General features: G+C 71.5%; 15 protein-coding genes. 6 read left to right on the forward strand and 9 right to left on the reverse strand.

Going from position 1 to position 17,330, the window contains the following annotated elements:
* The first annotated feature begins 302 nt into the window (after window positions 1-302).
* Entirely contained in the window at window positions 303-1,478 is a 1,176-nt protein-coding gene (locus tag ACZ7J0_RS11650; RefSeq protein WP_470886329.1) for a C40 family peptidase, read from the forward strand.
* Between the two features lie 35 nt (window positions 1,479-1,513).
* Here the strand turns inward: ACZ7J0_RS11650 and ACZ7J0_RS11655 are convergent, their stop codons facing one another.
* A complete protein-coding gene (locus tag ACZ7J0_RS11655) occupies window positions 1,514-1,867 on the reverse strand; it encodes a hypothetical protein (protein ID WP_470886331.1) in 354 nt (117 codons plus the stop codon).
* A 231-nt stretch (window positions 1,868-2,098) separates the two neighbouring features.
* Here ACZ7J0_RS11655 and ACZ7J0_RS11660 point away from each other — a divergent pair, with 231 nt between their 5' ends.
* Window positions 2,099-3,169 carry a C40 family peptidase gene (locus tag ACZ7J0_RS11660; protein ID WP_470886333.1) on the forward strand — a complete coding sequence of 357 codons (1,071 nt, stop codon included), beginning with the start codon at window positions 2,099-2,101 and terminating at the stop codon, window positions 3,167-3,169.
* Here the strand turns inward: ACZ7J0_RS11660 and ACZ7J0_RS11665 are convergent.
* The 3 genes from ACZ7J0_RS11665 to ACZ7J0_RS11675 form a co-directional block, all read right to left on the reverse strand.
* Window positions 3,133-4,335, reverse strand: a complete 1,203-nt coding sequence (locus ACZ7J0_RS11665; RefSeq protein ID WP_470886335.1) for an alpha/beta hydrolase — start codon at window positions 4,333-4,335, stop codon at window positions 3,133-3,135. The two genes, ACZ7J0_RS11660 and ACZ7J0_RS11665, sit on opposite strands and share 37 nt — an antisense overlap.
* A gap of 100 nt (window positions 4,336-4,435) precedes the next feature.
* On the reverse strand, window positions 4,436-5,143 hold the full coding sequence (locus ACZ7J0_RS11670) for a LuxR C-terminal-related transcriptional regulator (protein WP_470886337.1): 708 nt from the start codon (window positions 5,141-5,143) through the stop codon (window positions 4,436-4,438).
* Window positions 5,140-6,417 (reverse strand): PspC domain-containing protein, encoded by a 1,278-nt coding sequence (locus ACZ7J0_RS11675; protein WP_470886339.1) that lies wholly within the window; start codon window positions 6,415-6,417, stop codon window positions 5,140-5,142. Before ACZ7J0_RS11675 ends, ACZ7J0_RS11670 begins: the two co-directional genes overlap by 4 nt.
* A 265-nt stretch (window positions 6,418-6,682) precedes the next feature.
* Between ACZ7J0_RS11675 and ACZ7J0_RS11680 the strand changes: the two genes are divergently transcribed.
* Window positions 6,683-7,972, forward strand: a complete 1,290-nt coding sequence (locus ACZ7J0_RS11680) for a PspC domain-containing protein (protein ID WP_470886341.1) — start codon at window positions 6,683-6,685, stop codon at window positions 7,970-7,972.
* On the forward strand, window positions 7,959-8,222 hold the full coding sequence (locus ACZ7J0_RS11685) for a hypothetical protein (protein WP_470886343.1): 264 nt from the start codon (window positions 7,959-7,961) through the stop codon (window positions 8,220-8,222). The genes ACZ7J0_RS11680 and ACZ7J0_RS11685 overlap by 14 nt, the downstream gene beginning before the upstream one ends.
* Here the strand turns inward: ACZ7J0_RS11685 and ACZ7J0_RS11690 are convergent.
* From ACZ7J0_RS11690 to guaA, 4 genes are all read right to left on the reverse strand, one after another.
* Window positions 8,129-8,662: a DoxX family protein gene (locus ACZ7J0_RS11690; RefSeq protein WP_470886345.1), complete on the reverse strand. Its 534-nt coding sequence runs from the start codon at window positions 8,660-8,662 to the stop codon at window positions 8,129-8,131. The genes ACZ7J0_RS11685 and ACZ7J0_RS11690 overlap by 94 nt on opposite strands.
* A gap of 156 nt (window positions 8,663-8,818) precedes the next feature.
* Window positions 8,819-10,078: a hypothetical protein gene (locus ACZ7J0_RS11695; protein WP_470886347.1), complete on the reverse strand. Its 1,260-nt coding sequence runs from the start codon at window positions 10,076-10,078 to the stop codon at window positions 8,819-8,821.
* Window positions 10,079-10,232: 154 nt separating this feature from the next.
* Entirely contained in the window at window positions 10,233-11,063 is an 831-nt protein-coding gene (locus ACZ7J0_RS11700; RefSeq protein ID WP_470886348.1) for a class II aldolase/adducin family protein, read from the reverse strand.
* Between the two features lie 135 nt (window positions 11,064-11,198).
* Window positions 11,199-12,797, reverse strand: coding sequence for a glutamine-hydrolyzing GMP synthase (guaA, locus tag ACZ7J0_RS11705; RefSeq protein ID WP_470886350.1), 1,599 nt, complete (start codon window positions 12,795-12,797; stop codon window positions 11,199-11,201).
* A gap of 313 nt (window positions 12,798-13,110) precedes the next feature.
* On the opposite strand from guaA, the gene ACZ7J0_RS11710 reads away from it, so the two are divergent.
* Together ACZ7J0_RS11710 and ACZ7J0_RS11715 are read left to right on the forward strand one after the other, a co-directional pair.
* Window positions 13,111-13,431 (forward strand): chorismate mutase, encoded by a 321-nt coding sequence (locus tag ACZ7J0_RS11710; protein ID WP_470886352.1) that lies wholly within the window; start codon window positions 13,111-13,113, stop codon window positions 13,429-13,431.
* Window positions 13,432-14,304: 873 nt separating this feature from the next.
* Window positions 14,305-15,381, forward strand: coding sequence for an LAETG motif-containing sortase-dependent surface protein (locus tag ACZ7J0_RS11715; protein ID WP_470886354.1), 1,077 nt, complete (start codon window positions 14,305-14,307; stop codon window positions 15,379-15,381).
* 89 nt (window positions 15,382-15,470) lie between these two features.
* Here the strand turns inward: ACZ7J0_RS11715 and ACZ7J0_RS11720 are convergent, their stop codons facing one another.
* Window positions 15,471-17,306, reverse strand: a complete 1,836-nt coding sequence (locus ACZ7J0_RS11720) for a GMC oxidoreductase (RefSeq protein WP_470886356.1) — start codon at window positions 17,304-17,306, stop codon at window positions 15,471-15,473.
* Between the last annotated feature and the right edge of the window lie 24 nt (window positions 17,307-17,330).

Raw genomic sequence — 17,330 nt, forward strand, 5'->3', positions numbered from 1 at the left:
CGCCTAACGAGTCTAGGCGGCCGCACTGACACATCGGAGCGGTATCGCGGGACGGCGGGAGATCGGCGACACTGCGTGACCGAATGGGGCCGTTCCGGCGACCATGGCCCGGCTGAAAACGTACGCTTTCGCAAAGGTCACAGAAATGTATCGGGCATATCGAACATCGACCTTCACAGCAGCACCACGAGTTGGCTAGCGTGCTCGCCCAAGCGGACCCGCACCCTCCCGGCGACCACGCCAGACGGGCGGCCCCGCCGAACCGGTCCTCCCCGCACGGGAGTTCATGGCCACGGAAGGAGATGCCGGCCTTGGCCTCGCATCGCAAGCCGCGCACCCCACGCACCACGCACTCCCCCGCCGTCGGGGTCACGACGGCCGCGCTCGCGTCGGTCACCCTGCTGTCGACGCAGGGTGCGGGCATCGCGGCCGCCGCCCCTTCGGCGCCCCGCCCGAAGCCGACCGTCGAAGAGGTCCAGAAGAAGGTCGACGACCTCTACCGGCAGGCCGGCACGGCGACGCAGGAGTACAACCGCGCGAAAGAGGCCACCGACCAGCAGCGGCGCAAGGTCGACACCCTCCTCGACGACGTCGCCGACCGCACCGCGGCCCTGAACGAGCGCCGCAGGGCGCTCGGGTCCTATGCGGCGTCGCAGTACCGGACGGGCGCGGTCAGCCCGACGGCCGCACTGGTCTTCGCGGACAGCCCGCAGAGCTACTTCGACCAGACCCAGCTGATGGACCGGATGACGCAGCGGCAGGAGCGCGCCGTCTCCGAATACCAGTCGGAGCGGGCCGACGCCGCCAAGCAGCGCGCCGAGGCGGCCAGGAGCATGGAGAGCCTCGCCCGCTCCCAGGCGACCCTGCGGGCCGGGAAGTACACCGTCCAGCGCAAGCTCACCGAGGCGCGCACGCTGCTCTCCCGGCTCACGGCCGAGGAGAGGGCGCGTCTCGCGTCCCTGGAGCGCGAGCGCGAGGCGCAGGCGCGCCGCAAGGCCGAGGAGAAGGCCAGGGCGGAGAGGGCCGAGGCGCACAGGCTCGCTCAGGAGGCGGAGCGCAGGCGTCAGGAGCAGCGGGAGTCCCTGCCGCCCGCCCCGACGACGCCGACCGTGCCCGGCGGCGGCTACGCCACCAAGGCCGCCAAGGTGCTGGCCTTCGCCCGGGACCAGATCGGCAAGCCGTACGTGTGGGGCGCGACGGGCCCGAGTTCGTACGACTGCTCCGGGCTGACCCAGGCGGCCTGGAGGGCGGCCGGGGTCGACCTGCCCCGCACGACGTGGGACCAGGTGAAGGTCGGCGAGCGCGTGGCCACGGAGGACCTTCTCCCCGGTGACCTGGTCTTCTTCTACGACGACATCAGTCACGTCGGCATCTACAAGGGCGACGGCACGATGATCCACGCGCCGAAGCCGGGCGCGAACGTCCGCGAGGAGTCGATCTACTACATGCCGATCTACGGCAGCGTCCGGCCGGCCTGACGGGCCGGGCCGGTAGCGGACAGCGGGTGGAGGGCTCAGGTCCAGAGCGTCGCGATGAAGATGTTGGCCACGGTCAGCCCGCCCACCGCGGCGAACAGGCCCTTCTCCACCTTCTCCTCGTCGCGCTTCACATAGACGAGCGCCAGGATCACGATCAGCACGGCCAGCTTGATGCCGATCTTGAGGTTGTTCACCGGCTGGTCGTCCGCCTGGTTGAGACCCACCAGGACCACGCCGGTGACCAGCATCGTCAGCGCGCCGTGCAGCATCGCCGGGACGAAGCGCGCCGTCCCCGCGCCCATCGCCTTCATCTGGGTCAGGAAGCCGCCCAGGAGCGAGGCGATGCCGATGATGTGCAGGGCGACGAAGACATTGATGAGTACGTCCATGGGCCGGAGCCTAGCCGGGCCCTTAGCACGCACCTTCGGTCAGGTCGGCCTCATCGGGCGCATCGGTCACAGCCGTGTACGAATGTGGAGTCCCCCGCGCTCGCCGCCCGGCAGGGAACGGTCCGTCGCGGCCATCTGCGATCAAGAGTGACCAAGTCGCCGCTCGCCCGTGACGCACAGGTTTAGCGTCCTCCCCCAGGACCCCGCCGGGAAAGGATGTGACCCGCCCTCGTGGCAGCGCACCGGAAACCCAGACAACGACCCCTTCGCGGACCGGCTGCCCGTACAGCCGCGACGCTCGCGCTCGCCTCCGCCGCGACCGCGACCGCCTTCGAAGGATCGGGACACGCCGAGCCCCGGCTCACTCCCACGCAGGTCAAGGCCAAGATCGACGCGCTGTACCAGGAGGCGGAGGAGGCCACCGAGAAGTACAACGGCGCCAAGGAGAAGGCCGACGCGGCGCGCAGCTCCTTCGACGAGCTGCGCGACGAGGCCGCCCGCAGGACCGAGCGGCTCAACACCACCCGCAACGCCCTTGGTTCGATCGCCACCGCGCAGTACCGCTCGGGCAGCATCGACCCCGCCTTCCAGCTCGCGCTCACCTCCGACCCGGACGAGTATCTGGAGCGCGCGGCGCTCGCCGAGCGGGTCGGCGAGCGGCAGGCCACCGCCATCGCCTCCGTACGCCGGCAGCTCGCCGAGATCGGCCGGCTGCGCGCCGAGTCGGAGAGCAAGCTGCGCGACCTCAAGGCCCGGCAGGCCGAGCTGAGGACCCACAAGGCGACGATCCAGGGGAAGCTGCGCGACGCGGAGACCATGTTGGCCCGGCTCACCGCCGAGCAGCGGGCACGGTACGAGGGCGGGGGCACCGGCCCCGGGGGCGGCCCGGCAGACGCGACGTCGGCGGAACGCGCCGCCCGCGGGACCCCGCGCGGCTCGGCCACAGCCCCCAACTCCCGCGCGGCGCAAGCGGTCTCCTACGCGTACGGGGCGCTCGGCAAGCCGTACGTCTGGGGCGCCACAGGGCCGAACGCCTTCGACTGCTCCGGCCTCACGCAGGCCGCCTGGCGCTCCGCCGGCGTCTCCCTGCCGCGCACCACCTACACCCAGATCAACGCGGGCAGGCGCGTCGCCCGCTCCGAACTCGCCCCCGGGGATCTGGTGTTCTTCTACTCGGGCATCAGCCACGTCGGGCTCTACATCGGCGGCGGGCAGATGATCCACGCCCCCCGCCCGGGCGCCCCGGTGCGTGTCGCTCCGCTCGATCAGATGCCGTTCGCGGGTGCGACCCGGGTCGGCTGACCGCTCGTCCGCGTGGTCCCCCGGCCGGCGTCCTCGCCCTGCGGCTCCCCGGGCGCGGAGGAAGCGCCGATCTGCCGGGTCAGCCACTCGAAGAGCGCGGGGACCTGCCGCGTCCAGGTGGAGGTCCGGTGGCCGCCCGTCACCAGGCGGGTGTCGACCCGGGTCGGGGGCTTGGCCACCGCCCGCAGGGCGAGCCCCTGCCGGTAGCCGTCGTTGCCCTCCCCAGTGAACAGGAGCGTGGTGCGCGGCGGGGTCGTGGCCGTTTTCAGCATGGTCAGCGGGTTGTGGTCGTGCCGCAGCCGCGGGGTCTTCGCGGTCAGCGAGGCGGGCTCGGCGCCGGGGTCGTTGTAGCCGGACAGGCTGGCCCCGGCGCGGTAGCGGTCCGGGTGGGCGATCGCCAGCTTGGCGGCGCAGTGCGCACCGGCCGAATACCCGGCCACCGCCCAGCCCTCGGCCTTCGGCGAGGTCCTGAAGTTGTCGGTGACCATCTTGCGGACGTCGACGCTCAGCCAGGTGTCGGCGTTGACCTTGCCGGGGATGTTGGCGCAGCCGGTGTCGGTGTCTCCGAGGAGGTTCGTGCGCGGGGCGACGAGGATGAACGGCGCCACCTTCCCCTGCCGCATGAGCGGTGCCAGCTGCTGGTTGGCGCGCAGGCTGCCGAACCAGGCCTTGGGCGAGCCGGGGAAGCCGCCCAGAAGCTCCACGACGGGGAACGTCCGGTTGCTGTGGGCGGGGTCGTCGTACTGCGGTGGCAGCCACACGTACACCTCGGCCTTCACCCCGGACACCTGCCCGTCCAGCACGGTCTTGCGGACGCCCGGGCCCATCGCCGGGTCGTCGACCGCCTCGAAGGACTGCCTGACCTTTGGCAGTTCGGCCACCCGCTTGCCGCCGGTGCCGTCGGGGCCGAGGTCGATCGCCGAGTCCACATGACTGCCCGTGCCGAGCAGGTCCGCCCAACTGTCGTAGAGGCTGTTGGCGTTGTTCACCGCCACGAAGACCACCACGATCGCGGTGACCTGCGCGAACCCCACCATGGCCAGCCGGCAGACCCCTCGTACGAGGGCGGGCCCTCGCAGCCGGCTCCACAGCAGGAGGGGCAGCAGCACCGCGACCACCGCGAGGGCGATCGCGGTCACGAAGAACGGAGTTCCAGTCAGGCTCATCACATGGGTGAAGAGCCCCACCGTCCCGCGCGGGTTGCCGCGGCCACGTACCAGTTACCCGACGATCACCCGACGACGGCCGTTACACAACGTCGCACCGTCACACAAGACGCCGTGCCGTCGCCCAGCGCGTCAGCTCGTGCCGATTGGAGAGCTGGAGCTTGCGCAGGACCGCGGAGACATGCGACTCGACCGTCTTCACCGAGATGAAGAGCTGCTTGGCGATCTCCTTGTACGCGTAACCCCGGGCGATCAGCCGCAGCACCTCGCGCTCGCGCTGGGTGAGCCGGTCCAGGTCCTCGTCGACCGGCGGGGCGTCCGTCGACGCGAACGCGTCCAGGACGAAGCCGGCCAGGCGCGGCGAGAACACCGCGTCGCCGTCCTGCACCCGGAAGATCGAGTCCACCAGGTCCGTACCCGTGATCGTCTTGGTGACATAGCCGCGGGCACCGCCGCGGATGACGCCGATGACGTCCTCGGCGGCGTCGGAGACCGACAGGGCCAGAAAGCGCACGGGGTTCTCGTGGGCCGACATCAGACTCGCGCAGCGGCGCAGCACCTCGACACCGCCTCCGCCGGGCAGATGCACATCGAGCAGGACCACCTCGGGCCTGGTCGCGGTGATGACGGTGACCGCCTGGTCCACGTCGGCGGCCTCACCGACCACCTCGACGCCCGTGACCTCGGTCCGGCCGATCTCCGCCTGCACGCCGGTACGGAACATCCGGTGGTCGTCGACGAGCACGACCCGCACACGACGCTCCGTGGCCGAACCCGTCTCCGTCGCATCCGCCGTCTCGTCGCTCATCCGTCCGCCCTCTCCATCTCAAGCTCCACTTCCGTGCCCCCGCCGGGTACGGATCGCAGCCGGGCCGAACCGCCATTGCGCTGCATCCGGCCGATGATCGATTCTCGTACGCCCATCCGGTCACCGGGGACGGAATCCAGGTCGAAGCCCGGCCCCCGGTCCCGGACGGAGACGAAGACCGTGCGGCCCTCGACCTCCGCGTAGACCTGCACCGCCCCGCCCTCGCCACCGTACTTGGCGGCGTTGACCATCGCCTCGCGCGCGGCCTGCATCTGTGCGGCCAGCTTCTCGTCGAGCGGGCAGTCCCCCACGACGACGACCTCCAGCGGGACGCCGTGTTTGTCCTCGACTTCGGCGGCCGCCTTCTTCACCGCCTCGGCGAGGGTGGCCGGCTCCTCGTCCTCGTCCTCGTCCTTGCCCGTGCCCTCCGGCTTGTACAGCCAGTTGCGCAGCTCCCGCTCCTGGGCGCGGGCGAGCCGGCGCACCTCACCGGCGTCGTCCGCGTTGCGCTGGATCAGGGTGAGGGTGTGCAGGACGGAGTCGTGGACGTGCGCCGCCACCTCCGCCCGCTCCTGGGCGCGGATTCGCATGGTCCTCTCCTCGGAGAGGTCCTGCGTCATCCTCACCAGCCAGGGACCGGCGAGCAGCGCCATCCCGGCGAGGACGGCGATCGCGGCGGTCAGCGCGGTGCCGAGCTGGGCCGCCGAGCCGCGCACGACCATGAAGGCGGTCAGGCCCATGCCGACCAGGGCGACACCGCCGAGGCCGCGGGCGAGCTGCAGGGCGCGCCGGCGGCGGCCGTCCTCGGTCCAGCTGGCGCGGCGGGCGTTGTCCGCCTGCCGCCAGACCAGGATCACGCCGACGCCGATCAGCAGCGTCGGCCAGATGTACCGGTTGGCCTCGCTGCCCATGTTGACGTTGGAGACGAAGACGGCCGCGCCGATCAGCAGCGCGATCAGGGCGAAGACCTGGCCCTTGTCGGGCTTGCGGAGCCGGCGCCGGCCGTCGGGTGTGATCTCGAAGACGGACTTCGGCTCGTTCGCCCGGCCTCCCACGCCCAGTGGGACGACGATCCAGAAGACGGCGTAGAGCAGCGCGCCGAGGCCCTCGGCGAGGAACAGCGCCAGGAAGACGAAGCGCACCCAGATGACCGGCAGCCCTAGGTGCCCGGCCAGTCCGCGCGCGACCCCGCCGAGGAGCCGGCCGTCCGCGCTGCGGTAGAGCTTGCGCACGGGCGGATCGTCGGTCTCGGGCAGTCGGGTGGCGGCTGGCATGCCCCGATGGTCACACGGTCGTGCGGTCGCGGGCATCAGGGTGGGCCCCTGAGACGACCCTGATCCACTCGACCCGGCGTCCGTCGGCGACCGTGGCGTCCCTCGGTGTCCTCCCAGTCCCCCGGCCCCTGCGATCGCCGTGCGTGCCCCGCCCCGGGTGAGCCCGCCCCGTCCCGCGCCCCGGGCCCGGCTCGGGGTCAATATCAGGGACCGACCAGGGTCGGGGCGGGTGCCGCACCGCCGTGCGGCCCGTCACCATGGACGTATGACGAGCACGATGCCCTCTCCGCCGGAGGCCCCGCCCCCACCGCGGCTGCGGCGCACGCCGCGGCAGAAGGTGGTGGCCGGCGTGTGCGGCGGCCTCGGCCGGCACTTCGACCTCGACCCGGTGTTCTTCCGGATCGTGCTCGGCGTGCTCTCCGTGACGGGCGGCATCGGCCTGATCTTCTACGGCTTCGCCTGGCTGTTCGTCCCCGCGGACGGGGACGACGAGAACGAGGCCCGCAAGCTGCTCTCCGGCCGGGTGGACGGTGCTTCGCTGACCGCGATACTGATGGCCCTCGTCGGCTGCGGCGTGTTCCTGTCGATGCTGGGCAGCGGCGGCACCCTCGGCTTCGCCATGATGCTGTCCATAGCGACGAGCGGCGCGGCCGTCTGGTCGCAGCGCCGTCGGCTCGCCACGGAGACCGAGGCCCCGCTGGATCCTGCGACGGCCCAGGCGGTGGCCGAGGCACCGCCCGAGACGAAGGCACCGCCGCCGCCCGACAGTCCGTCGTGGTGGCGGGACCCGATCGTGAAGGACGGGACGACCGGTCCGGTCCCGGCCGGCTATCTGTGGGGGCCCCCGGACTCGATCGCGGCGGACATGTCGGCGGCCCGTCGCATCCACGACATGCCCGTACCCAGGCTCGAGCCGGTGCGCGGCCCGCGCTCCATCGGCGGCCTTGTCTTCGTGCTGGCGCTGGTCGCGGGCGGCCTCGGCACCGGCCTGAGCTGGGACACCCAGCCGCTCGGCACCAGCCTGCAGACCGGTCTCGTCTGCGCGCTCGCCGTCCTCGCCCTGGGTCTGGTGATCAGCAGCTTCCTGGGCCGCACCGGCTTCGGCACGCTGTTCCTGACGGTGGTCACCGCCGGACTGCTGATGGTGGCGGCCGCGCTGCCCAAGGAGATCAGTACGGACTGGGCCCGCACGACCTGGAAACCGGCCTCGGTCACCGCGGTCCAGCCGAGGTACGAACTGGGCTCCGGCGTCGGGGACCTCGACCTGTCCGCGCTCACGGTCCCCAAGGACCGGACGGTCACCACCCGGGTCGAGGTCGGCGCCGGGCAGCTCAAGGTCGTCGTACCGAAGAACGTGACGGTGAAGCTGCACGCCGAGGTGGGCCTGGGCGATCTGCGCTTGCCCGACGAGCCACCGAACGACATCGACGTCGCCCCGGACAGGGAGGTGTTCCGGACGCTCACCCCGCCGCCCGGCGCCGCCCCGGCGGGCACCCTGGACCTCACCCTCGAGGTCGGGCTCGGCCAGGTGGAGGTCACCCGTGCTGCTTCATGAGTTCCGTCCGGGCCGCCTGATCGTCGGCGCCACCGGTCTCGCCGTCGCGGCCCTGTTCGGGGGTGACGCGGCCGGCGCCTGGCAGACACCGTGGTACGCGGTGATCCCGCTGTTCTGCGGCGGCCTGCTGCTGGCGAGCGTGGCGACCTGGACCGCCTACGCGATCCGCCGGCGCCGCTCGGCCAGGGCCGCGTCGAGGGAGAACATGGGCGCCCCGGCCAGCACCAACGGCAACCAGGCCATGAGGTAGGCCAGGTCGTTGCCGTAGTAGTACGGGTTCGACTGCCAGCTCACGGTGAGCCACAGGCTCAGCGAGATGAGGGCACCACCGAGGGCGGCGAGGCGGGCGAACAGGCCGAGGAGGGTACCGAGACCGACCGCCAGCTCGCCGATCCCCATCGCGTAACCGAAGGCCACCGGGTTGTTCAGGGCGATGTCGACGAGCCAGGGCACGGCCGAGCTGTCCCGCACGGCCCGCATCATCTCGCCGATCGACCCGCTCCCCTCGGCGGCCATGAACTGGTCGTCGGTGAGCTTGTCGAGGCCGGCGTAGACGAAGGTCACCCCGAGGAAGATCCGCAGAGGCAGCAGGGCGTAGCGGGAGGCCGCGGCCTTCCACCCCGTGGGTCCGCCCTGGCCCACTCCGTCGCCGGGTCCGTACGCCGTCGTCCCCCGGTGCGTTCGTGCCATTGCCGGCCTGCCTCTCCACGCCACTGTCCGCAGGTCGATTCTCCCCGCGCCCCATCGATATGGATACGCGGGAGGCACACCTATCGCTCAGTCACCTCTGCCGCGCATCCGGCCGGAAGGGCGGACGGACGGGGAGGACGGGTGGACGGGCGGACGTCACTCCATCACCTCGATGGTGACGCGGTTGCTCTCCAGGCCCGCCGACGTCACCACCCACACCTCCACCAGCCCCGGTTCCACGTCCACCGGCAGCGGCACCGTCACGGTCGCGTCCGTCGGGTTGGCGAAGCCGCCCGGGAGCGGGACCAGCGGGACATGGGTGTGGACCGGGCCGACGCGCACCATCAGACGGGTCAGATGGTCGGCCGTGGAGGCACCCGGCGGGACGAAGCCGATGCCCCGGATCTCGATGTCGTCGCCGGTGCGAATGGGGCCGTCGAGGTCACCGGCCTCGTGCGCGCGGACCACCGACAGGATCGCCGGGCGGCTGCCCTCCGCGTACTTCCCAGCCAGGTAGATCACCGCGGAGAGGCCCACCAGGACGGCGAGGGACCAGGGCAACTCCGGGATCTGGTCGGGGCGCCGGCCAAGGCGGATCGCTGTGAAGAGGAGGGCGACCGCGCTGACGGCCACGTACTGGAGGTCGGTGAGGGAGGCCCGGCCGTTGTCGTCGCAGAGCAGGTCGGCGGCGCGCGGCCGGTCCGCGCGGACCTTCTGGAGCCGCTGGGCCAGGACGCGTACGAGCACCACACGGCGCACGACCACGGCGACCGCGCCCAGCAGCGCGATGACGGTCAGCAGGGCGGCGCCCCGGGCGAGTTCGAGGCCGGCGATCAGGTGATCCCGTTCGGCGGGGTCGGACGCGCCCGCGAGCCGCAGAGCGAGGAGCAGGACCGAGAAGGCGGCGAGCATCAGCCAGGAGGCGGCGACCGCACGGGAGGTGGAGAGCCGGTTGTCGTCGCCGATCACGGGGGCTAGGAGACCGCCGCGGGAGCGGTGGGCCGAGGCCGCCAGGGTCAGCAGGCCGGCGGTGAGGAGTGTGGCGGCGAGGGCGGCGGTGCGCGCGCCGGTCCAGCCGACGCCGATCGCGGTGAAGGCCTGCCCGAGCAGCAGGGCGACCACACTTCCCCACAGGAGGAGCAGGGTGCCGCGCCAGACCAGGTGGAGCCAGGACGCGCCCGCCTCGCGGCCGCGCTCGGCGACCGTCCGCGCGGACTGGGTCAGTTCGTCCGACACCCACTGCCGCGATGCCCCGGCCGAGTGGGCGACCGCCGCCGGAAGCCCCTTTCCCGCGGCGAATTCATCCCGCTGGGCGAGGAACGCGGCGACAGCCCGCCGGTGCCCTTCCCGTGCGCCGTGCACGCCGTTCGCACAGTCCGCGCAGTCACTGCGCTGTCTCGCCTCTTGCACCGCCACGCCGGAACGCCACCCTTCCCCACCCCTATCGAACTATCAGTCATTTCAAGGGAATTGTGCCGTACGGGAAGGTCGGAAGAGGCGGCGAAACGAGCCGATCCGGGTGATTGGCCCACCATCGGGTTGACTGAGAAGTACCTCCGTCACACAACCATCAGGTCAGTAGTTCTGGTTCCGCACGGCTGATCCGGCGCCACAACGGCTGGTAGTTGATCCAGGCGACCAGATCGCTGCCGAGCTGCTCCCGCGTGGCCACCGCGTCCCGGTGCTCTATCAGCACCGGTTTGCCCGCGGCCCGCGCCGCCAGCTGGACCTGGCTGCAGCGCTCCATCGCGATGAACCACCAGGCCGCCGCGTCGACCGAGTCACCGACCGTGAGCAGCCCGTGGTTGCGCAGCACGATCGCCTTGTACGCGCCGACCGCGGCGGCGATGCGCCGCCCCTCCTCCTCGTCCACGACGACCCCGGTGTACGCGTCGTAGAGGGCGTGATCCTCGTAGAACGCGCAAGCCTCCTGGGTGAGGGGCTCGATCAGCTCGCCGAGTGCGGCCAGGGCCCGCCCGTACAGGGAGTGGCTGTGCGCGACGGCGACCACGTCGGGCCGGGCGCGGTGCACCTGCGCGTGGACGGCGAACGCGGCCTGGTTCACATGGTGCGTGCCCTGGACGACCTGGCCCTCGCCGTTGACCAGGAGGAGATCGCTCGCGGTCACCTCGGCGAAGGGCACCCCGAAGGGGTTCACCCAGTAGCAGTCGGCGTACTCGGGGTCCCGGGCCGTGATGTGGCCGGAGACACCGTCCTCGTAGCCGAACCGCCCGAAGAGCCGCAGGGCACCGGCCAGTCTCTGTTTGCGCGAGGTCCGCTCCTCGTCCGTGGTCGCGTGGACCGGCGGCATCGCGAAGTGGAGCCGCTCGACGGGGACGGGTGTGGGGGTGGGGGCGAAGCCGGGAACGGAGGCGGGGAAGGGGGCCGGTATCTCGCTCATGCGCCGGAAGCTACCGCGCGTTACGGCAGGTGAACAGAGTCGTGCGGGGACGACAACGGCGCCGCCCCGGGCAGGGGCGGCGCCGTTGAACCGGGCCGGACGGCAGGGCCGTCAGCCCGTGGGCCTACGGGAGGACTACTCCCACTCGATGGTGCCCGGCGGCTTGCTGGTGACGTCCAGCACCACACGGTTCACATCGGGGACCTCGTTGGTGATGCGCGTCGAGATCTTCGCCAGGACGTCGTACGGCATCCGCGTCCAGTCCGCCGTCATGGCGTCCTCGGACGAGACCGGCCGCAGCACGATGGGGTGGCCGTAGGTGCGGCCGTCACCCTGGACACCGACCGAGCGGACGTCCGCCAGCAGGACCACCGGGCACTGCCAGATGTCACGGTCGAGCCCAGCCGCCGTCAGCTCCTCGCGGGCGATGGCGTCGGCCTCGCGCAGCAGGTCGAGGCGGTCCTTGGTGACCTCGCCGACGATACGGATACCGAGCCCGGGGCCGGGGAACGGCTGCCGCTGGACGATCTCCTCGGGCAGGCCCAGTTCCTGGCCGACCATCCGGACCTCGTCCTTGAACAGCTTGCGCAGCGGCTCGATGAGCTCGAACTCGATGTCGTCGGGCAGTCCGCCCACGTTGTGGTGGGACTTGATGTTGGCGGTGCCGGTACCGCCGCCGGACTCGACGACGTCCGGGTAGAGGGTGCCCTGCACCAGGAAGGCGACCTCCTCGCCGCCCGCGGCCTCCGCGATGATCTCGGCCTGCGCCTGCTCGAAGACCCGGATGAACTCGCGGCCGATGATCTTCCGCTTCTCCTCGGGGTCGGAGACGCCGGCGAGCGCGTTGAGGAATCGCTCCTGCGCGTCGACGACCTTCAGCGAGACGCCGGTGGCGGCCACGAAGTCCTTCTCGACCTGCTCGGTCTCGCCCTTGCGCATCAGACCGTGGTCCACGTACACGCAGGTCAGCTGGGAGCCGATGGCCTTCTGGACGAGGGCCGCGGCCACCGCCGAGTCGACGCCGCCGGACAGGCCGCAGATGGCGCGCTTGGTGCCGACCTGCTCGCGGATGAGGGCGATCTGCTCCTCGACCACGTTGTGCGTCGTCCAGGACGGCTCGATGCCGGCGCCCCGGTAGAGGAAGTGCTCGAGGAGCTGCTGGCCGTGCGTGGAGTGCATCACCTCGGGGTGGTACTGCACGCCGTACAGCTTCTTCTCGTCGTTCTCGAAGGCGGCGACCGGCACGACGTCCGTGGACGCGGTGACCGTGAAGCCCTCGGGGGCGGCCGAGCAGGCGTCGCCGTGCGACATCCACACCGACTGCTCGAGCGGGGTGCCCTCGAAGAGGGTCGAGCCGGACTTGGAGACGTGCAGCGGCGTACGGCCGTACTCACGGGCGCCGGTGTTGTCGACGGTGCCACCGAGGGTCGTCGCCATCAGCTGGAAGCCGTAGCACATGCCGAGGACGGGGACGTCGGCCTCGAAGATCTCGCGGTCGAGGCGCGGGGCGCCCTGCGCGTACACGGAGGACGGGCCGCCGGAGAGGATGATCGCCTTCGGGTTCTTGGCCAGCATCTCGGCCACCGGCATGGTGGACGGGACGATCTCGCTGTAGACCCGGGCCTCGCGGACGCGGCGGGCGATGAGCTGGGCGTACTGCGCGCCGAAGTCGACAACGAGGACTACGTCCGGGTTGGTGACGTCGGGCGCGGCAGCGGGGGACGCTGATGACACTTCGGCGGCCTTCCGGCGGTAGGAGGGGTCTGTATTTGTCGATTCTACCGGCGCGGAGGGGTGACTTTTCGTCTCACCATCCGAACCGCGGCTGGTCCGAGCGGCCGCCCCCGGTCCATACTGTCCGCATGCACAAGCAGATGACCTTCGTCTTTACCTATGGCACCGGCCCGTCCGGCTGCCATGGTCGTGCTGCTTGAGCTGACAAGCGACTTCCCAGGCGCCCCGGGCCGACAAGGCCCGGGGCGTTCTGTCGTTTCCGGGCCGTGCCGCTCCGGGGCTCCGACCGACTCCAGCGGAGGAGAACCCCACCATGACTGCCACCACCACTGCCACGACCGCCACGACCGCCACGACCGCCACGGAGAAGACCGGCGCGCGTACCGACGAGGCCGCCACGCTCATCGGAGACGCCCGCGAGCGCATCGACGCCCTCGACGACCGGATCATCGGGCTCATCCAGGAACGGATGGCCGTCTCGGCCGTGATCCAGGAGGCTCGCGTCACCTCCGGAGGCCGCCGGGTGAACCTGGCGCGCGAGATGGAGGTCCTGGGGCACTACAGGGATGCCCTGGGCAAGCCGGGCACCTCCCTGGCGATGACGATGCTGGAGCTGTGCCGGGGCCGTGTCTGAGCCCCCGGCCCCGACCGGGGTACGGATCTGCGTTCGGGCCCGTCCTCACCCGTACGGCGCGTGACCGCTCCACGCGCGGCTTCGTTGGTCCCGGTATCCGCGTCAGCCAGGGGCGGGACCGAAGAAACCACGCGTGGCTCCGCTGGGGCGTGTGACGTGCTCTCGGCACGTCGTGGGACCTCGCCCCGGCGCGTGTGACCGGACGGCAGGGGACAGCAGCCCGGTCACCAAGAAGGGACGGTCGGCTCCGGGGACGCCCGGAGCCGACCGCATCCGGTCAGGACGGTTGCGTCGGCCGCCGACCGCGAGCACGATGCAGAGCAGTCGCCTCGCGCTCCCTCGCACTCCCGTACGGCGCTGCTCCACCCCCGCACTGCCAGAGGTCCACACCACGCGCACTCCCCTCGCGCGCCGGGGCGGCCACCCGGCGGACCGCACGGACTCGCACGACCCGCTCCCACGCGGCGCTACCCCCGGCGCCGCCCCGCGGCATCGACGTTCCCCGGCGTCGGTGCCGACGGCCGAGGGCCCCGTGGACGGAAGATCCACGGGGCCCTCGCTCATCACCCGGTCAGCTCCGGAAGCAGACTGCGGCCCTCCGAGGGACGGCCGCACCGGGCAGGGAGGCCCTGAGCGGCGCGCGCCCCACCGGGGCGCTGTGGTGTCCGTGCCGACACGGTCCCCTCGCGAGCGCCACGCGACGCGCCGGGTGTGACGGGTGACACATAAAGATTCTGTGAGTTCACGTGCAACCAATCCGCCTGGTCACAGGTCATGCATGCGGAACCACCCGCCACACCCGTGACCGCCACTCGGGGCCGGCCCCCGCCCTGTGCCGTGTCTCGCGGCACCCCTGACGTCCCTGAGGTCTTCATGAAGCTTCGCCGTGCCATGGCGGTCGCCGCCGCGACCGTCGTCATAGCTCCCGCCGCCTTCCTGGTGGCGCCTGCCGCGTACGCGTCCACGGGTGGCGCGACCGGTACGCCGGGCACAGCGGGTGCCAGTGCGACCACGACCGGCGGCACCGCGACCGACGACGACCTGCGGGACGGCTCGACGCCCGAGACCGCCTCCACGCCGTCCGCCGACGCCTCCGCGCCCGCCGGGACCGAGGACGCCGCGTCTTCCGGGACGAACGCCGACGCGAAGAACGGCGACAAGAAGTTCGCGTCCGCCGACACTCCCGCGCCGGGTGACAAGCAGGACGGCGAGAAGGACGGCAAGGGCACCGACGCCGAGGACGACGAGGAGTTCCCGGACTGCGAGGAGGCCGCGATCGAGGTCGGCCTCGGCGGGTTCCCGAACAAGATCGTCGCCGGCAGCGGCTGGAAGAACTTCACGTTCCACGTGAAGAACACCGGCGAGAAGAACATCGACGACCTGAACGTCTACGCCGCCGCCACCTACGGCACGTCCCCCGAGGAGGGCGACGAGCGGCTCATCGAGAAGTACGCGCACTTCGAGTACAAGGACCCCGAGACCGGCAAGTGGGTCAACGACTTCGCCGAGAGCCCGTTCAACAACGGCATGTTCTTCGGTCAGTTCCCCCTCGACGCCGGCCAGAAGGTCACCGTCGACCTCCGCGTGAAGATCGACAAGGGCGCCCCCGCGGGTAAGAGCGTCATGATCGCCGCGGGCGGATACGACGACGGCGCCGAGGACGACGAGAACGCCGCCTGCTTCGAGAACGGCGACGTCTACCCGTTCACGATCGTCAAGCCGGGCGCCAAGGCCGACGACGTCGACGACGCCAAGCCCAGCGGTGAGAAGCCCTCGCAGGACCTCAAGCCGCAGGGCGAGGCCAAGCCGCTGCCCGTCACCGGCAACCTCGCCGAGACCGGGTCGTCCTCGATGCTGCCGACCATCGGGATCGCCGGCGGCATCGCCGTCGTCGCCGGTGCCGGTGTGGTCTTCGCGCTGAAGCGGCGCCGGAGCGACGCCGCGGCGTAACACCGCATCACCACAGACCAGAAGGGCGCTGCACTCGGAGGGGGGTGCAGCGCCCTTCTCATGCCCGGTGCGGGCTCACGCCTGGGCGGTCACTTCTTGGGCGGGACCGCCGGGATCCCCAGGAACGGCAGCCTCAGCGCGCCGAACGCGTCCGCCGGCACCGCCGGGGACTTCGGTTCGACCGGGGCGAGGCGGACGTAAGCGGTCCCCTGCGCCGGGCGCGCGTCCGCCTCGCCCTTGTTCGGCCAGAAGGACATCGCCCGCTCGGCCTGCGCCGTGATCGTCAGCGACGGATTGACGCCCAGGTTCGCCGAGACCGCCGAGCCGTCCACCACCGAGATGCCGGGGTGGCCGTAGAGCCGGTGGTACGGGTCGATCACACCGGAGTCCGCCCCCGCGCCGATCGGGCAGCCACCCAGGAAGTGGGCCGTGAGCGGCGTGCCCATCAGCTCGCCGATGTTGGAGCCGGCGAAGCCGTTGATCTCCTCGGCGAGCAGGGTGGCGGCCCGGGTCGCCTCGGGGATCTGGTTCGGGTTGGGTGCGCCGTGGCCCTGGCGGGCGGTGAGCAGGCCCTTGCCGAGGCCCTTCGGCTTGCGGTACGTCGTCAGGGAGTTGTCCAGCGACTGCATGACCAGGCCGATGATGGTCCGCTCCGACCAGCGGCGGTTGGAGAGCGAGCGGGCGGCCAGCCAGGGGTGCCTGGCGACATTGCCGACCCATCCGGCGACCCGGGCCCGGGTGCGGTAGGGCACCTGGAGGATCGTCAGGCTGCCCATGGCGTTGGAGCCCTTGCCGTAACGGACGGGCTCGATGTGGGTGTTCTCGTCCGGGTGGATGGAGGAAGTGATCGCGACGCCCCGGGTGAAGTCGACCTTCTCCGCGCCGTGGCGCCTGCGGTAGCGGCGGCTGTCGGTCTGGGCGCCGACCAGCGCCTCGGAGTTCGTACGGGTCAGTTCGCCGAGGCGCGTCGAGATCCTGGGCAGCAGCCCGGTGTCCTTCATCCGGTGCAGCAGGGTCTGGGTGCCGTAGGTGCCGGCCGCGACGACGACCCGGCGGGCGGTGAACGTACGGCCCTGCCCCTTGCGCTTCTTGTCGCTGGGGAGGGTCCTCACGGCGAAGCCGCCGCGCGAGTCCTCGGTGAGGGCGACGACCGACGTCATCGGGTGGACGACCGCGCCCGCCTTCTCGGCGAGGTAGAGGTAGTTCTCGTTGAGGGTGTTCTTCGCGCCGTGGCGGCAGCCGGTCATGCACTCGCCGCACTCGGTGCAGGCGCGGCGGGACGGCCCGGCGCCACCGAAGTACGGGTCGTCGACGGTTCCGCCCGGCCGGACCTTCGCCGCTCCGCCCCCGTCCCCGCCCACGGCGTCCTTGCCGTCCCCGAAGAAGACACCGACGGGTGCCATGTGGAAGGAGTCCCCGACCCCCATGGCCTGCGCGGTCGCCTTCAGATGGACGTCCGACGGGGTCATGGTGGGGTTGAGCCGTACGCCCAGCATCCGCTTGGCCTGGTCGTAGTACGGGCCGAGCTCGCCCTGCCAGTCGGTGATGTCCTTCCACTGCGGGTCGTCGAAGAACGGCGCGGGCGGTACGTAGAGGGTGTTGGCGTAGTTCAGTGAGCCGCCGCCCACCCCCGCGCCCGCGAGCACCATCACATTGCCCAGCAGATGCACCCGCTGGATGCCGAAGAGCCCGAGGGCGGGCGCCCAGAGGTAGTTGCGCAGGTCCCAGGAGTTCTTGGGCAGGGTCTCGCGGGTGAATCGGCGGCCCGCCTCCAGGACACCGACCCGGTAGCCCTTCTCGGTCAGCCGGAGCGCCGACACCGAGCCGCCGAAGCCCGAGCCGATGACGATGACGTCGTAGTCGTACGCCGAGTCCTCGCCGGAGCCCTCGTCGGCCTGGTTTCGGGCAGGGGGTACCTGGGTCATGGCTCTCCTCGTCGAGAAAGTGCG

The organism is Streptomyces sp. NPDC038280 (assembly GCF_055600045.1).

What these genes read in the sequence shown, in the direction of transcription:
- ACZ7J0_RS11650 (WP_470886329.1), top strand. Translation starts at nt 303, where the DNA reads ATGCCGGCCTTGGCCTCGCATCGCAAGCCGCGCACCCCACGCACCACG.
- ACZ7J0_RS11655 (WP_470886331.1), bottom strand. Translation starts at nt 1,867, where the DNA reads ATGGACGTACTCATCAATGTCTTCGTCGCCCTGCACATCATCGGCATC.
- ACZ7J0_RS11665 (WP_470886335.1), bottom strand. Translation starts at nt 4,335, where the DNA reads ATGAGCCTGACTGGAACTCCGTTCTTCGTGACCGCGATCGCCCTCGCG.
- ACZ7J0_RS11670 (WP_470886337.1), bottom strand. Translation starts at nt 5,143, where the DNA reads ATGAGCGACGAGACGGCGGATGCGACGGAGACGGGTTCGGCCACGGAG.
- ACZ7J0_RS11675 (WP_470886339.1), bottom strand. Translation starts at nt 6,417, where the DNA reads ATGCCAGCCGCCACCCGACTGCCCGAGACCGACGATCCGCCCGTGCGC.
- ACZ7J0_RS11680 (WP_470886341.1), top strand. Translation starts at nt 6,683, where the DNA reads ATGACGAGCACGATGCCCTCTCCGCCGGAGGCCCCGCCCCCACCGCGG.
- ACZ7J0_RS11690 (WP_470886345.1), bottom strand. Translation starts at nt 8,662, where the DNA reads ATGGCACGAACGCACCGGGGGACGACGGCGTACGGACCCGGCGACGGA.
- ACZ7J0_RS11700 (WP_470886348.1), bottom strand. Translation starts at nt 11,063, where the DNA reads ATGAGCGAGATACCGGCCCCCTTCCCCGCCTCCGTTCCCGGCTTCGCC.
- ACZ7J0_RS11710 (WP_470886352.1), top strand. Translation starts at nt 13,111, where the DNA reads ATGACTGCCACCACCACTGCCACGACCGCCACGACCGCCACGACCGCC.
- ACZ7J0_RS11715 (WP_470886354.1), top strand. Translation starts at nt 14,305, where the DNA reads ATGAAGCTTCGCCGTGCCATGGCGGTCGCCGCCGCGACCGTCGTCATA.
- ACZ7J0_RS11720 (WP_470886356.1), bottom strand. Translation starts at nt 17,306, where the DNA reads ATGACCCAGGTACCCCCTGCCCGAAACCAGGCCGACGAGGGCTCCGGC.